18 protein-coding genes are annotated in these 14,818 nt (G+C 61.6%); 6 read left to right on the top strand and 12 right to left on the bottom strand.

The window, feature by feature from the left end:
- The first annotated feature begins 598 nt into the window (after positions 1-598).
- From DXK21_RS13685 to DXK21_RS13695, 3 genes are all read left to right on the top strand, one after another.
- Positions 599-1,750 (top strand): site-specific integrase, encoded by a 1,152-nt coding sequence (locus DXK21_RS13685; RefSeq protein ID WP_114818333.1) that lies wholly within the window; start codon positions 599-601, stop codon positions 1,748-1,750.
- 578 nt (positions 1,751-2,328) lie between these two features.
- Positions 2,329-2,703, top strand: coding sequence for a helix-turn-helix domain-containing protein (locus DXK21_RS17150; protein ID WP_425451404.1), 375 nt, complete (start codon positions 2,329-2,331; stop codon positions 2,701-2,703).
- Positions 2,612-3,490, top strand: a complete 879-nt coding sequence (locus tag DXK21_RS13695; RefSeq protein ID WP_162790690.1) for a reverse transcriptase family protein — start codon at positions 2,612-2,614, stop codon at positions 3,488-3,490. The genes DXK21_RS17150 and DXK21_RS13695 overlap by 92 nt, the downstream gene beginning before the upstream one ends.
- Positions 3,491-3,505: 15 nt before the next feature.
- On the opposite strand, the gene DXK21_RS13700 is transcribed toward DXK21_RS13695, so the two are convergent.
- On the bottom strand, positions 3,506-4,426 hold the full coding sequence (locus tag DXK21_RS13700; protein WP_114818336.1) for an Abi family protein: 921 nt from the start codon (positions 4,424-4,426) through the stop codon (positions 3,506-3,508).
- Between the two features lie 751 nt (positions 4,427-5,177).
- Here DXK21_RS13700 and metK point away from each other — a divergent pair.
- Together metK and DXK21_RS13710 are read left to right on the top strand one after the other, a co-directional pair.
- Complete coding sequence (gene metK / locus DXK21_RS13705) at positions 5,178-6,374, top strand: methionine adenosyltransferase (RefSeq protein WP_114818367.1); 1,197 nt, start codon at positions 5,178-5,180, stop codon at positions 6,372-6,374.
- Positions 6,375-6,536: 162 nt separating this feature from the next.
- Complete coding sequence (locus DXK21_RS13710) at positions 6,537-7,769, top strand: argininosuccinate synthase (RefSeq protein WP_114818337.1); 1,233 nt, start codon at positions 6,537-6,539, stop codon at positions 7,767-7,769.
- 228 nt (positions 7,770-7,997) lie between these two features.
- On the opposite strand, the gene DXK21_RS13715 is transcribed toward DXK21_RS13710, so the two are convergent.
- From DXK21_RS13715 to DXK21_RS13735, 6 genes are all read right to left on the bottom strand, one after another.
- Entirely contained in the window at positions 7,998-9,095 is a 1,098-nt protein-coding gene (locus tag DXK21_RS13715) for a tyrosine-type recombinase/integrase (protein WP_114818338.1), read from the bottom strand.
- Entirely contained in the window at positions 9,074-9,271 is a 198-nt protein-coding gene (locus DXK21_RS13720) for a hypothetical protein (protein WP_114818339.1), read from the bottom strand. Before DXK21_RS13720 ends, DXK21_RS13715 begins: the two co-directional genes overlap by 22 nt.
- Complete coding sequence (locus DXK21_RS13725; RefSeq protein ID WP_114818340.1) at positions 9,268-9,852, bottom strand: hypothetical protein; 585 nt, start codon at positions 9,850-9,852, stop codon at positions 9,268-9,270. The genes DXK21_RS13720 and DXK21_RS13725 overlap by 4 nt, the downstream gene beginning before the upstream one ends.
- Before the next feature lie 99 nt (positions 9,853-9,951).
- Positions 9,952-10,143: a hypothetical protein gene (locus DXK21_RS16590; RefSeq protein WP_211306039.1), complete on the bottom strand. Its 192-nt coding sequence runs from the start codon at positions 10,141-10,143 to the stop codon at positions 9,952-9,954.
- Positions 10,144-10,169: 26 nt separating this feature from the next.
- Positions 10,170-10,463, bottom strand: a complete 294-nt coding sequence (locus tag DXK21_RS13730) for a hypothetical protein (protein ID WP_114818341.1) — start codon at positions 10,461-10,463, stop codon at positions 10,170-10,172.
- Positions 10,460-10,774, bottom strand: a complete 315-nt coding sequence (locus DXK21_RS13735; protein ID WP_162790692.1) for a hypothetical protein — start codon at positions 10,772-10,774, stop codon at positions 10,460-10,462. Before DXK21_RS13735 ends, DXK21_RS13730 begins: the two co-directional genes overlap by 4 nt.
- Positions 10,775-11,042: 268 nt before the next feature.
- Here DXK21_RS13735 and DXK21_RS13740 point away from each other — a divergent pair, with 268 nt between their 5' ends.
- Positions 11,043-11,345, top strand: coding sequence for a hypothetical protein (locus DXK21_RS13740; RefSeq protein WP_114818343.1), 303 nt, complete (start codon positions 11,043-11,045; stop codon positions 11,343-11,345).
- Between the two features lie 286 nt (positions 11,346-11,631).
- Here DXK21_RS13740 and DXK21_RS13745 read toward each other — a convergent pair whose 3' ends face one another.
- From DXK21_RS13745 to DXK21_RS13765, 5 genes are read right to left on the bottom strand one after another with little or no spacing between them, the layout of a single operon-like run.
- Positions 11,632-12,225 (bottom strand): hypothetical protein, encoded by a 594-nt coding sequence (locus DXK21_RS13745; protein WP_114818344.1) that lies wholly within the window; start codon positions 12,223-12,225, stop codon positions 11,632-11,634.
- On the bottom strand, positions 12,225-12,548 hold the full coding sequence (locus DXK21_RS13750; RefSeq protein WP_114818345.1) for a hypothetical protein: 324 nt from the start codon (positions 12,546-12,548) through the stop codon (positions 12,225-12,227). Before DXK21_RS13750 ends, DXK21_RS13745 begins: the two co-directional genes overlap by 1 nt.
- 12 nt (positions 12,549-12,560) lie before the next feature.
- Complete coding sequence (locus DXK21_RS13755; protein ID WP_114818346.1) at positions 12,561-14,147, bottom strand: terminase large subunit; 1,587 nt, start codon at positions 14,145-14,147, stop codon at positions 12,561-12,563.
- Positions 14,131-14,640 (bottom strand): phage terminase small subunit P27 family, encoded by a 510-nt coding sequence (locus DXK21_RS13760; protein ID WP_342766898.1) that lies wholly within the window; start codon positions 14,638-14,640, stop codon positions 14,131-14,133. The genes DXK21_RS13755 and DXK21_RS13760 overlap by 17 nt, the downstream gene beginning before the upstream one ends.
- Positions 14,531-14,815, bottom strand: coding sequence for a hypothetical protein (locus tag DXK21_RS13765; protein ID WP_114818348.1), 285 nt, complete (start codon positions 14,813-14,815; stop codon positions 14,531-14,533). The genes DXK21_RS13760 and DXK21_RS13765 overlap by 110 nt, the downstream gene beginning before the upstream one ends.
- Positions 14,816-14,818 lie beyond the last annotated feature (3 nt).

The raw sequence follows: 14,818 nt of genomic DNA on the forward strand, positions 1-14,818 counted from the left end.
CCTTTCAAGGGCCGGACTCTAGCTCCGCGTGGAGGAAATTCTCAGGGGCACGTCATCATGCATGTGATCGCGCAGCTCATCACAGCAGGAAGCGTTCTAGGTAAAATGGCGCTGGCGAAGGCTGCTGCTGCAGAATGCGGCATCTCTCATCGGTCAGCCTTGGCGGTCCTAGACCGCTACACCGGCACCATACCGAATGAGCACCTCTGGACCTTCGACAGAGGCCCTAGAGGTGTGCGGAATTATCGGCGTATCGACCAGACGACGCGTCCCTCTTAGAACCACCAGCATCTCAGGATTTCAGTTCCGCAGCTTCTCAGGGGTGCCCCTACCGGCGGAACCTGGCTCCGTCCGCAAAGCTGCAACTCTGAAAATCTGCCTCTTGGCCGCCCATCTCGGGGCAGCCTGAAACGCGGCCCCTCGGGCACGCTCCCGGTCCCCATGGTCCGGCCATCCCCGCCCATGACGCGCCACCTCTCCGGCCAGCTCCAGAGGCACGCGGGTACGCCCCGCTCCAGACTTCCCCCTCCCGATCCCGCCGCGCTCGTCGCTGCTCCCTGGCGCTTGCCCGCCGCTCACAACAAGACAGGAAACTCCCATGCCCAAGGCACACCTGACTCAAGCCTTCGTCGCCAGCGCTGGTTGCGAAGTCGGAAAGAAGAAGACTGATTGGTACGATGTGACCGTAACCGGCTTCGTTCTCGAGTGCCGGTGCAGCGGTGGCCGGACCTACTACCTACGCTACGAAGACCAAGGCGGACGCCAAAAGCAGCACAAGATTGGCCGCTTCGAGGATGTCAGCTTCGCTGCAGCCAAAAAGAAAGCTCAACAGCTACGGTCTGAAGTCGTGATGGGAGGCGACCCGGGCGCGAAGAAGGCGCTGGCTAGATCCATCCCCCTGTATAGCGAACTGGCGGAGATGCATCTTGCCGACGCAAAGTTGCATCTGCGCTCCTACTCCAACATCGAGATGTGCATACGGCGGCACATTCTCCCTAAATGGGGAAAGGTCCGGCTGACGGAGATCGATACCCGCTCGGTCGCGCAATGGCTTAGCGCCAAGCGGGACGAGGGACTGGCCCCCGCCACCGTCGAGAAGCTCCGGATTATCTTCGGGCGTTCATTCGAGTTAGGCGCTCGCTGGGATGTGCCAGGCACGAACAAAAACCCGGCTCGCGGCATTGCCAGAAAACCGCTGAACAATGCACGGGAACGCTTTCTATCGGCGGAGGAAGCAGAGCGATTGCGGATCGCCGTGGCTGACTCCCAGAACCCTCAACTCCGACATATCGTTGGGCTGTTGCTTCTGACCGGAGCTCGGCTACGTGAGTTGCTGGATGCCCGATGGGTGAACGTCAATGTCGAAGGTCAATCCTGGCTCATCCCAACCAGCAAGACTGGCAAGCCGCGCCACGTCCCTCTTTCGACGGCGGCGGTGGCGATCATCGAAGAGCTGCCACGCTTCAAGGATTGTCCTTGGCTGGTGCCAAATCCCGATACCCGCATGCCCTTCGTGTCCATCAAACATGGATGGCAACGGGCGATTAAAGAAGCGAACCTTCCCGGGCTTCGCCTTCACGACCTACGGCACTCAGCAGCGTCGTTCATGGTCAACAGCGGTGTGGACCTGTTTGCCGTCGGCAAGGTGTTGGGTCACGCCAGCTACCAATCAACCCAGCGGTACTCGCACCTAGCCAACGACACCTTGCTGAAGGCGGTCGAGGCCGGGGCCGCGAAGCAAGTGGCCTAATGCAGACCGAACCCTTCGCATTCGAAGGGCGTAGGGGTTCCCACTCAACCTGAAGAATGGTTCGCTGTCAGCGAACGAAGTTTACAAACTGCGAACACCTGTTATGGTGTCCTAGTCGTTAACAGGTGGAGGGATTCGCCATACCTTGGGTCGCGCCAGTGCGACCCGTGGGGGACTTAGGTCTCCCGTCCCCTCAAGGGCACGTGGTGATCGCCCCTGGCGCCATCCCCGTCCCGCGAGATCGGGCGCACCCCGGCGACGGGCGCGCCAGGTGCAAGCTGGGTTAAAACTGCCGTTCTCCACTCCCGCATCACCGGCGAGACAGGCCTGCAATTGTGCAGGTCTGCGATGAGGGAGAACCTACCATGACGTTAGGTCCTGATAACGACCAACGGCAGGGGCAGCGGACTTCGAAGATGGAGCGAAAGTGGCTGCGCCGCTTTCTCAATATCACGACAGCCCGGACGCTAATTTCTCTCGGTCGCTTGGCCGTTGAAATAGTCCGACTGTTCGAAAAATAGTCCTCTGCCACCCAGTCTTGTTACTTAACTGGAGGTTGTATGATTAGTAAAGCACTGATGCTATTGCGAAAATTTAAGGGACTCTCTCAGACTGAGATAGCTCAGAGGCTTGGCGTAACGAAATCATGGATTTCGGAGATAGAATCTAACAAGAAAGACCCGACGCTGAATCTTTTAAACAGTTACGCGGAGGTTCTGGACATACCACTATCTTCAATACTTTTCTTCTCCGAGCAAATGGATGGCGAAAAGCCCTCTGAACGCGCCAGAACTTTCGTCTCTCGGAAGGTGCTGGCGATCATGGACTACATCGATGCTCAATCGGGTGAGGACCTAGACGGTGAAAACGCTCCCCCGAACCCACCCGCTCAAACTGTCGCCTCTGCACAAGCTAGGCAATCATCGACGGCTGGCCGCCCTCCTAAAAACTGACGTCCGCACCCTCAAGGCAATGGCTGCCTTGGGGACGCGTGGCTACACGGAATGGGATGATGTCAACGACAAGGGCAAAGTTCGTCACATTGAGAACCCTAGGCCGCAGCTGAAAAAGGCACAGGCCTGCTTGGCCACGCTACTGGCCATGATCGAGCCGCCCGAGTTCCTGACCTGCCCCGTAAAGGGCAGATCCTACATCACCAACGCCCGCTGCCATGTCGGAGCGGCCGAAATCGTTACAATGGATGTGTCGACCTACTTTCAATCGACCACGTGGAAGAGGGTATTTTGGTTTTTTAACAAGCGCCTCAACATGCCCAGCGACACCGCCTGGACCCTGGCTCACCTCGCCACACTGAACGGGAAACTGCCGACGGGAAGCCCGCTTAGTCCTGTGATGGCCTACTTGGCTCACGAGGATATGTGGCTAGCAGTGGCAAAGCTGGCGGCGGATGCTGGCTGCCGCCTCACCGTATACATGGATGATTTGACCGTCTCCGGGGGCCGGGTGCCCGAGTCGCTCCTCTGGGCCATAAAGCAAGAATTTCATAAGACCGGACTGCGGCTAAACAACCGCAAGGAGCGACGCTATATGAGCGGTGAGGGCGTAGTCACCGGGGTAGTGGTTACACCGACCGGCGTCCGACTCCCCAAGCGATCACACTTAAAGCTCTCAAAGGCCCGCAAGGCATTTGCAACCGAAACAGATGCCCAGACGAAAGCCGAGATGGCTACCCGCTTACGCGGTATTGAGTCCCAACATCGCCAGGTTATGAAGTCCTAGACGAGCCTCTGCAGCTCAGTCCGCTATTGCGGCCTTCTCTTTCCAGAATGGTCTGTCTTTCCAGTTTGCCGGGAACCCCATGGCCTCGGGGTTTGCAAGTTCGCAGGTTCCCATAAGCTCGACGAGGCGTTGTCGCCATTTCGAGCCAGGAACTACGATCTCGACGAGATAGCCGATTGCGACAAGCGTGTTGTAAATCTTCCTTGTTGCCTCGACGTTCATGGCAAGCTTCAGCGACGCTGGCGCATTGGGCACCGTCATCGTCACCGTGAATTGCTTGTTCCAGAGCCGCCCATGGTGGGCGCAGATGTTTCTTATGTAAGTCAGGTGGTGAGCAATGGAGACCAAGACCTTCTCATCGACGCCATACGATTTTGCGATCCCCTGCCGGTCATGGCGAAACTTAAGGTTACCCAGCCATTTCGAGAGCTGGCCGAGAGACATCACTTCGGCAGTCATCCATATAGGAGGCTGCTCAGGGTCATCGTACTTACTGCTATAGTGAACTATAAACGTGTCCTTTGAACGTTCGATCTCTTCAAGCAGGACAGAATATGCCTTCGCATAATGATCTGAGCGATTATAAAGGGTGGGCTCTAGGTAGCCATGTGGCCCATATTTTGTAGCAAGGTGGTAGGCCCAGCCCCCTCGAAGAGACACCTCAATGCGTTCGATAGCATCCATGATGAGTAAGCGAAGTTCGCGATCAAACATGTAGAGACGTACTGCCTGGGTGAGGCAGGTTTCCCTCTTGAACATGTGATCGCCATTGATTGGTGCGGGCTGCTCAAACGGCAACCAGTATGCGCGGAGCCGGTAATAGCTCAAGTGTCGGAGATAGTGCTCTGCCGCTGCGCGATCCGGCACGGCCATGCCCCTACGCTCAAGGAGCGCAATTTGCTCGGCAATAGAGAGCGACGGTTTTTCAAACTTCATATCGCCAACGTATGACGATAATTGGAGCCCGAAAACAAGAAACCCGCCAGGGTGCGCAGTGCGAAGCAGAAGCTTCGTCCGAGGCGTGGCGGGTCTTATTAACGAGACAGATGGCCCAAGTCCGTTAAGAACGCAACAACGCTTTCTAGAGATTTTTGGACGATCGACCCTTGGTGCGGGCAACCCATTGATCTGGATTCACAAAATAATTTGGCTATCCGCAGCTTTTGTCGCGAACGGTTCGCACTGCATGTCGGTTGAACTGCCTACGGCCTGACGCTGCTGACTGCTAGCTTCGCTTGGAACGGCCATCGCGCTGGCCCAGCGTTTAATCACCCCGCCCCTCTTGATCTGGCCCGGCATCGATAGAGGTATAGCGCAGGTAGCTTTTCGGCATTTTTCTGAGCCAAAGCGCGTAACTTCAGCTCCGTCCAACCCGCGCCACCGCCCCTATCTGGGAAGAGGTTGGGTGGCAGGGTAGAGTGCGGCATCAAAAACGATCAAGCTGCTGTTTATAATGATTTTCCTTACCCTATCTAATTAGAATTCGTAATGATGGGGTCAGGTGTTCGAGTCACCTAAGCGGCACCACTTCCTTCCAGACATCAGAAATCTGAAAAAGATCGACCCAGGCCGTCGATGCGCCCTGCTGCGCGCCCGCGATGATTCCGCGCTACGTTTCGGTCATCACTTGAACGTATAAGCATATCTTTATATGTCTGACGCCCTCACCGTCTTGCAGGAGCCTGCCTTGGCCCGTTCGTCGTTTCTGTTTACCTCCGAGAGCGTCTCGGAAGGCCACCCCGACAAGGTCGCGGACCAGATCTCCGACGCCATCGTCGATCTGTTCCTGTCCAAGGACCCCGAGGCGCGCGTGGCGTGCGAGACCCTGACGACGACCAACCTGGTGGTGATCGCCGGCGAGATCCGTGGCCAGGGCATCATGGACACCGAAGGTAATTGGGCCCCCGGCGTCGAACAAGAGATCGAGGACACTGTCCGCGGCGTCGTGCGCGACATCGGCTATGAGCAGGACGGCTTCCACTGGAAGACCTTCCAGTTCCAGAACCACCTGCACCCGCAGTCGGCCCACATCGCCCAGGGCGTCGACGCCGGCGAGGACAAGGACGAGGGCGCGGGCGACCAGGGCATCATGTTCGGCTACGCCTCGAACGAGACGCCGGAACTGATGCCGGCCACCCTGCAATACAGCCACAACATCCTGAAGGCCCTGGCCGAGGCCCGCCATTCGGGCCAGGAGCCGGGCCTGGAGCCCGACGCCAAGAGCCAGGTCACGCTCTTCTATCAGGACGGCCGCCCGGTGCGCGCCACCTCGATCGTCGTCTCGACCCAGCACAAGGACGGCCTGAGCCAGGATCAGGTCGCCGCCATCGTCAAACCCTATGTCGAGAAGGTGCTGCCGCAGGGCTTCATCACCAACGAGACCGAGTGGCACATCAACCCGACCGGCACCTTCGTCATCGGCGGGCCTGACGGCGACGCCGGCGTGACCGGCCGCAAGATCATCGTCGACACCTACGGCGGCGCGGCCCCGCATGGCGGCGGCGCCTTCTCGGGCAAGGACCCGACCAAGGTCGACCGTTCGGCCGCCTACGCCTGCCGCTACCTGGCCAAGAACGTGGTCGCCGCCGGTCTGGCCGACCGCTGCACCATCCAGATCAGCTACGCCATCGGCGTGTCCAAGCCCCTGTCGGTCCACGTCGACCTGCACGGCACGGGCAAGATCGACCCGGCCGTGCTGGAGGCCGAACTGCCCAAGCTGATCGGCGGCGCCACCCCACGCGCCATCCGCGAGCATCTGGGCCTGAACAAGCCGGTCTATCGCCGCAGCGCCGCCTACGGCCACTTTGGCCGCACGCCGGACGCCGACGGCGGTTTCAGCTGGGAGAAGACCGACCTGGTCGACCAGCTCAAGGCCCTCGTCTGAGGCCAGCGTCCGCCTGAATAGAGTAAGGGCGTCGCGGCTTCGGTCGCGGCGCCCTTTTCACATCTGCGGCTCACGACACAATCATGCCCTTGCATCAGGCGGCGTCTGGTCCTTTAAGCGCGCCAGATACGCCTCCCCGCGCCGATAAGGATTTTTCAACCCATGACCTCGCCCGCCCCCAAGAAAGTCGTCCTCGCCTATTCGGGCGGGCTGGACACGTCGATCATCCTGAAATGGCTCCAGACCGAATACGGCGCCGAGGTCATCACCTTCACCGCCGACCTGGGCCAGGGCGAAGAGCTGGCCCCGGCCAAGGAAAAGGCGCTGAAGCTGGGCATCAAACCCGAGAACATCTTCATCGACGACCTGCGCGAAGAGTTCGTGCGCGACTTCGTCTTCCCCATGTTCCGCGCCAACGCCCTCTATGAAGGCCAGTACCTGCTCGGCACCTCGATCGCGCGTCCGCTGATCGCCAAGCGCCAGATCGAGATCGCCCGCCAGCTGGGCGCCGACGCCGTCTGTCACGGCGCCACCGGCAAGGGCAACGACCAAGTCCGCTTCGAGCTGGGCTACTACGCCCTGAACCCCGACATCCACGTCATCGCCCCGTGGCGCGAGTGGGAGTTCCGCAGCCGCGAGGCCCTGCTGGACTTCGCCGAGAAGCACCAGATCCCGATCTCCAAGGACAAGCGCGGCGAGGCCCCCTTCTCGGTCGACGCCAACCTTCTGCACTCCTCGTCCGAGGGCAAGGTGCTGGAAGACCCGGCCGTCGAGGCCCCCGAGTTCGTGCACCAGCGCACCATCTCGCCGGAAGCCGCGCCCGACGTGGCCACCGTCATCACCATCGGCTTTGAAAAGGGCGACGCCGTCTCGATCAACGGCGAGGCCATGAGCCCGGCGACCCTGCTGACCGCGTTGAACCAGTACGGCCACGACAACGGCATCGGTCGCCTCGACCTGGTCGAGAACCGCTTCGTCGGCATGAAGTCGCGCGGCGTCTATGAGACCCCGGGCGGCACCATCCTGCTGGCCGCCCACCGCGGCATCGAGTCCATCACCCTGGACCGCGGCGCCATGCACCTGAAGGACGAGCTGGCGGTCAAGTACGCCCACCTCGTCTACAACGGCTTCTGGTTCTCCCCCGAGCGCGAGATGCTGCAAGCCGCCATCGACCACAGCCAGCAGAAGGTGTCGGGCACGGTCACGGTCAAGCTCTACAAGGGCAACGCCACGGTCATCGGCCGCGAGAGCGAGAACAGCCTCTACGACCAGGACCTCGTCACCTTCGAAGAAGGCGTCCAGGCCTATGACCACCACGACGCCGAGGGCTTCATCAAGCTGAATGCGCTCCGCCTGCGCGTCCTGGCCAAGCGCGACGCCCGCACCAAGGGCTGATCTCCAAGGCCCTAGGGTTCATCCGTCATTCTCGGGCTTGTCCCGAGAATCCATAGACTCGACGCTTCAGTCCCCAACCGCGCGGTCAAGTTGGCCTCGCTTGAGTATCTGGATCCCCGGGACAGGCCCGGGGATGACGACAGAACTCCTGTCTGTAGGCTCCTGTCGATCCAGACCTACTGCGACCGGGCGATCCTGAGGATCGCTCGGGATCATTAAATTGTCCTTTTACTTCAAGCGCATGGCGGGCGATTTGTCTAACTGGTCAGCAGGGTTAGACATTTCCTGTTCACCGTTTGCCCCGTCGATGGTCGCCATTGCGTCGGCGGCGAGCTGCTTCTGATTGCGGGCGCGGGTGTATCGCTGGACCTCGGCAGAGGTCTTGTGGCCGGTGATCGACTGGATCTGCGCCTCGGTGCATCCGGCGTCGGCCAGACGGGTTGCGGCGGTCTTTCGGAGGCCGTGAGCGGAGCAATGCGGCAGGCCGGCGGCGATGCAGGCGTCCTTGAACCAGTCCCCGAAGGACTTGGCCGTGTAGCCGGTGCCCTTGTTCGTCGCCAGGAACAGCATCTGGTTGCCGGGGACCTTGGCGAGCGATGTGGCCAGGCGGGTGTGGATCGGTATCCAAAGCTCGGCGCCGGTCTTTTGCTGCTTCACGCGGATCAAGCCGCCAGAGACGTGCTGACGGCCCATCTGGCGAACGTCGGCGGATCTCTGCGCGGTATAGGCCAGCAGGTCAGAAGCCAGGCGCTCGCGGGTGCCGATGGCCCAGCGGGTTTCAAACTGGGCCAGCTCGGACTCGGTCCAGGTGTGCCAGCCGTCACTCTTGATCTTGAGGGGCTTGATGCTGGCGGCGGGGTTGTCCAGCCGCAGGTTCCGCAGGACCGCGAACCCCATGAGCATGTGCAACGTCTTGACCATGTTGTTGGCCGAGACCGGCGTGTCCTTGCGCTTGTCCCGCATCTTCATGATGTGGTCGGGCTTGAGGCCGCGAACCTGCTGATCGCCGTAGCCCTTGCGGATTTGCTCGATGCGCTGGCGATAGGAGCGTTGCGTCTCGGTCGAGAACTGCATCCACTCGGCGGACTGGTAGAAGGCCACGGCCAGGGCGTGGATGGTCCCGGCCTGAAGGCGGCGCTCGCCGATCACCAGGACGCCACCAGAACGGGCAGCCTCATAGGCCTCCGCGAACTCCGGGGAGCCGGGGAGACCTGGCAGGTAGACCGAACGGAAGCCCTTCTTGCGGAAACGATACCGCACCTTGCCGTGGCGATCCGTCATCGGCGTGACGTTGTGGAACCCGATTACTTTAAGGCCTCGTCCCATCCTTTGACGGCCTCCTCATCCCCGCCAGCGTCGGCGTCATGGCCCGACACCGGGCTGCTCAGGTGAACCCTGACGGCTCCTCCCGGCAGTAGGTCAATGCAGGCCGGGGCGATCTGGCGGGCGCCGAGCATGTCCAGGAAGCGGGACATCTCGTGCTTGCGGACAACGCGGCTCATGGCTCACCACCATCTTCGTCTTTCCATCGCTTCCGCATTTCGCTGAAAGAGAGGCCCGAGAGGTTTATGTGAATATTACCGGCTAAATATTCTAGCGATATAGTCAGGAATGACCCGAAGGCTGCCCGTGATGCTCCATCTTTCGAGCTTTTGCTAAACGGCAGCGATAGTTTGGGAGGGGCGTACTCGACGTCGTAAAAGCCGCCGACCAAGTGTACATAAAGGTTGTGGCCCTTGAACCTCTTGCTGAGGTCCAGGATATTCAGGTCACATAGTTCCAGGGCAGCGACCTTCTCAGCGAAGGTCGAAACGTCGGGAAAGTTCTCACCTGGCGACAGAATCTCGGACATCGCGAAGAGCGAAAGGTCGGCGGACTTGGTGACCGGAACGCCCCAATCCACCATGTGCCGCATGATCCCGAAAAGCATAAGCTCAGCAGGGGTGAATGTGTGCCAGCCCCCATCGACGGGAGACAGCCCCAGGGTGACAAGCCACCGCCTCAGCGATTTCGGTGTGCTGTCGATAGCCTTGACCGCCTCCGAAAAGCGGAAGGTCTTCTGTTGCGCTAGTTCGCGTGACATCAAATGTACCCCATAGGGGATAGTAGTGACCCCATTTGCCGGGGCGGTCAATAGAATGTGCCCAAGGGGGTATGTTTCTTTGTCTCAAGGCCCGGAGCTCTATCCATCGATAGACACCTGCGTCGCCCCGAACGTGATCCCGCACAGGCTAGCCTCCCAGTCCGAGGTGTCGTTGTCGTCGTCACTGCGCGCCTCAAGGTCGGGGTCGCCGTCCATTTCGTCCAGCAGGGCAATGGCGGCCTCTATGCTGGCTTCCAGCATGGCGCGGGTCGGGCGAGGGGGTGTCCCCATTTTTGGGGAGACGGTAGCCGGGGCGCTCACTTCTCGCCCTCCAGATAGGTGATCATGCCGTCAATCAGGGCGGCGTCGTCTATGGCGGTCAGTTGGCCGTACACGGCGCCGTGGCGAACCACAGTCCTGAGCTTGACCATGAGAGCATCCATGCTGTCGCAGGGCGCGGCGGCTATCTCCAGTTCGATAGGAATCACGGCGTCGCAGTTGGCGTCGGTCTCCTCGTCGCATTGGCCACGGACTTCGGCGGCGGCCATGAGGGCCTGCCACTGGCGCTCCAGCTCGATCAGGCGGGCGGTGTTTTCGGAGACGGCGCTCATGACTCCACCCCGTCCAGGTAGTCGATCACGTCGCGGAGGATGCCTGCGCTGAGGTGGTCGATGTCGCGGCGCAGGAGCAGGTCTTCCAGGACGGCCTCAAGCTTGCCTCTGGCGTCAACCGGGCCAGTGATCGGGGCAGCAGCCAAGCGGTGCCACAGATGGCCGCTTATGGTCGCCAGGGCGTCGCCGGCCTCTTCGCTTTCGATGGCGACCATCGAGGCGTTGGCGAACTCCATCAGCCCCCGGATGCGCCAGACGGTTGCGGGGCGTGCAGGGGCGGGCGCAGGTGTGCTATTGGCGTGTGAAGCCATGACCGTATCTCCATAGGATCGGTTGCGGTTAGGGCCGTTGCGAGGGCTGCTACCCTTGCTTCGGCCTGTCTTTTCTCGTATCGGTTAATCATGATTGACGCAATACCTGATACGAGAAAATCGCGAGGGCGCCCCCGCATCGACGCGACGCAGATTGGTCTCCGTCTTCCGCCCGATCAGCTTGCAAAGCTTGACCGCTGGATCTCCGAGAACGACGCTACGCTGACGCGCCCGGCAGCGATTCGGGTGATCCTTCAGGAGAAGCTGGATGACTGACGCGCCGATGCTCGAACTTTACCAGCTGAAGATGGATCTTGGGGAGTACGAGTACCTCGACTACATGTGCGCCTTAACCAAAGACGAGAACGGAGAGCTCGTGCTCGCCGGGCTTAATCTCGAAGAGTCGATTTGGTACATGACTAGCAATCGACAGTGGCTCCAGGACCGTATGACCGGCCGTCACCGCAGTCGAGATGATCGCGAAAAGTACCTGGAGTTAGCCGAACGTCATCAGATGGCGCGCATACAGCAAGTCATCGCTACCGCATCCGATAGAGCCAGAGATCGCTAGAAGAGGCTTACTAGGCTCAAATCTGAGCCGAGTGTCTCGCTGGCCTGCTGAGAATATGACGACAACTTGTCGCTATTCTTTTTAGGACGTCCAGGGCGGCGGCGGCTTGGTCGGCGTAGGAGCAAGATGACAATTTGTCGTCTTGCTTGCGTTTCCCGCCGTGCGTGCTGACCAGCCCCTTACGCTTAAGGATTTCCTCGCGCCGGACATGGTGATCGGCGCGCTGGGTGTCGTTTCTGGAAACGAGACCCCCGCAGCAAACGGGCTCAAATCTGAGCCGGTCCCCTTACTCGCTCTCGGCCAGTGAGAACTCCAGCCCGATATTCCGCGCCGCATCAATCGACCAGCCCACGCCGACCGGCATGATCCAGCCGGCGGCGATGGGTTCGGCGAACTCGACCAGATCATTATCGTCAGTCCAGCGGCGCAACATCGGCCCGAACTTGATGGTCATCTCGCCGTCGCCGTTCGCGGTGACGTCCTCGGTGCACATGTGGACGAAGGGCTGCCCCTTGTTCACCACCGTGAAGAACTGCCCCTCGCGCACCAGATAGCCGGGCGTGACGCCGTCCACGATCAGCGATGACCCCGCCTGCCCCGCACCCTTTACGCGCGGCGTGCCCTGGCCGTTCGTGTCCAGGTCATACTGGGGCACGCGCATGACGCAGAGGTCGCCTTGGCCCTGAACGAGGCGGCTCAGCCAGACGCGGGCGTCCTCGGGCCTCATCAGCGGCATCTCGACTTCAAATGACCAGCGCGACCCCATGCGGTTGATCCGCTGGGTCGGGCCGGCGATGGTCGGCGTCATGTGATTGGCTGACGATACCATGGAGGGGCGGCAGGCGGCGGGCGCGGGCCAGTCGGGGAGCTGGACGGCCATCAGGCTTCTCTTTCCTCAATCTGGCGGACAAGCGCCACGGCGGCCGACAGTTCAAAGCCTGGTCGGGGCGCGGTCTTCAGGGCCTCATAGGCGGCGCTGGCGGCCTCGGTGATGGCTGTGCGCAGCTCCTTGGAGAATGCGATGCCCGATTTGACCGTCTCCCCCTTTGGCAGCGGCGGCCCCCACACCGTGAGGCCGGCCGGCTTATCGACCAGGGCGCAGCCGCGCAGGTGCATCAGCCCCTCCAATCTCACGTCGAACAAGGTGAGGATCGGGGTGTTCTCGGAGTTTCTTGGGAGGTGAAGCCCGGTGATGGTGATCATGGGTGCGTTCTCCTATGCAAACGCGATTTCATCGATCCAGTCGGATTCGAAGATGCTGGGGCCGGTGTCCGACGACTGGGCGCGTGCGATGGCCATGGCGGCCGCGACGGCGCCGTCGATCTTCTCGGCGGACTTGGCTTTGCTGAACCGGGCGGTGTCGCCCATTGGGCCGGTGTCGATCACGGCGTTGCCAAAGTTCCAGCGCAGGACCGGGTGACCGCCGTGCTGGACCTTGCCTGCCAGCAGGGCGCGCTCGGTTTCCTTTACCGCCGGGGTCATGCTGATCCAGCCCTGACGGAAGTGGACGACGTTTAGGCCCATGTCCTGAAGGCGGGGCACAATGCCGGCGCTCATGGCCGGGTCGATGGCCAGTTCCTGGATCAGGTACTTGGTCGCCATCTCCGCGATGGCTTCCTCGACGAAGGCGTAATCCACGACGTTGCCCGGCGTGGCGGTCAGGTAGCCCTCCGCGGCCCACCGCTGATAGGGGATCTGGTCGCGCTCCTGACGCTTGGCCAGGTTGTCGGCCGGGCAGAAGAAGTGGGGCAGGAGGATGTAGCCGCCTTCCTCGTTCCTGAAGGCGGCCACGACGGCGGTCAGGTCCTGCGTCGAGCTCAGATCGACGCCCAGCCAGCAGGGCTGTCCGAGCAATGCTTCCTCATCGATCGGATCAGCGCCCCGGTCATAGACCTCCATGTCGAGCCAGGGATCGGGCGCCCCGTCGCTCCACATGTTGAGGTAGTAGCGTTTGAAGGCCTCACGCTGGGCCGGGATCTCGGCGGCCTGCCGGGCGCTCTCGCGCATCTCCTCGATGCGGCGGAAGCCAGAGGCCACGGCGGGGTTCACCGCGCGCCACACGTCCTCGTCCAGCCAATCGGCGTCCTTGTCGGCCTCGAAGATGATGGGCAGGAACGTCTCATCGATCACCGAGCCATCGGCGACCTTCTTGGCGTATTCGTATAGCTCCCAGGCCAGCCCCTTCGATCCGCTGCCGGCCGTGGTGATGACGATGGTCAGGGGCTCCTCGCGCTTGCCCATGGAGCCGCGCAGGACGTCCCACATCTCGCGCTTGGGCCAGGCGTGAACCTCGTCGGCGATCAGGCACGAGATCGACATGCCGTGCTTGGTGTAAGCCTCGTGGGATATGGCCCGCATAACCGACCGGGAGCCAGCGTGCTGGATGGTCTTATAGCTGGGCAGTACCTTGGTGCGGGTCTTCAGCTCGCGTTCCTGGGCGATCATCCCGGCGGCGGCGTTGTAGGCGATAGACGCCTGTTCCCGGTCGGAGGCGGCGACGATTACCTGTCCGGCGGCTTCCTTCTCGGGACCGACCAGATGCAGCAGGCCGAGGCCAGAGCAGAGGGTGGTCTTTCCGTTGCCTCTGGGCAGCAGGATGAAGACGGTCCTGACCTTGCGCCGACCGTCCTCGCCCGTGTCGCCATAGATGCGCTGGACGATGCGGCGCTGCCATTTGGCCAGCTTGAACCGCTGCCCTGCCAGCTTGCCTTCGTGGAGCTTCAGCAGCTCGATAAACTTCACCGCCCGCGCCCCCTTGCCGTGGGGATCAGGCAGGGGCGTGTCGTCAGTCCACCAGGTCACCGAACCCCCCTTGGTCGTCTGTCTCGTCGTTGATGGCCGGGCGTGACCGGGAAACGGGCGTCAGGCCCATCTCAGCGGCCAGCTGGCGCTGGATGGTCATGGCGGTGTGCATGACGCGGATGGCGGGATGCGGTCGGGGAACACCCGTGTCGCCTGTAAAAAACGGGCTGGGCAGGGCGGCGAGCGTAGCCTGACAGTCGCGGACTTGGGCGACGGCCAGGCAGTAGCTTTCCAGGCAGCCGAGGTCGGCGTCGGTCAGTATCTTGCGCTCGGTCAGGACCGGCATGACGCGGTCCCATTCCAGGCGGCCAGACGCCGGCAGCCAGCGGGGAGCCTTTGGGGCGCCCGCCAGCGGCTTCGGGTCGGGTTTCAGTCGCGGCTTGTCACCCCTCACGGCCAGGCCCTTTCGCCAGAGCGACAGACCACCGGCGGGCAATCGAAAGCATCTCGTCGGGAGTGCGCTTGATCGTGGCGGCGCGGGTAATGTCCCCACCGTCGATCAGCTTGGTCAGCGCCGGGATCTTTTTGGCGCGTTCCAGAGAGGCGGCGGTATGGGCGTGCCAGCCCGTGAGCCGGAAGCGACGCTGTTCAGCGCGCGCCCGTCCCTCGGCCACCAGCGCATAGAGGCGCGGGGTGGTGGCGAAAAAGTCATCTGGCCAGCCGCCCATCTC

Origin of the sequence: Brevundimonas bullata, assembly GCF_003350205.1 — a bacterium.
In the GTDB taxonomy this organism is placed as follows: domain Bacteria; phylum Pseudomonadota; class Alphaproteobacteria; order Caulobacterales; family Caulobacteraceae; genus Brevundimonas; species Brevundimonas bullata.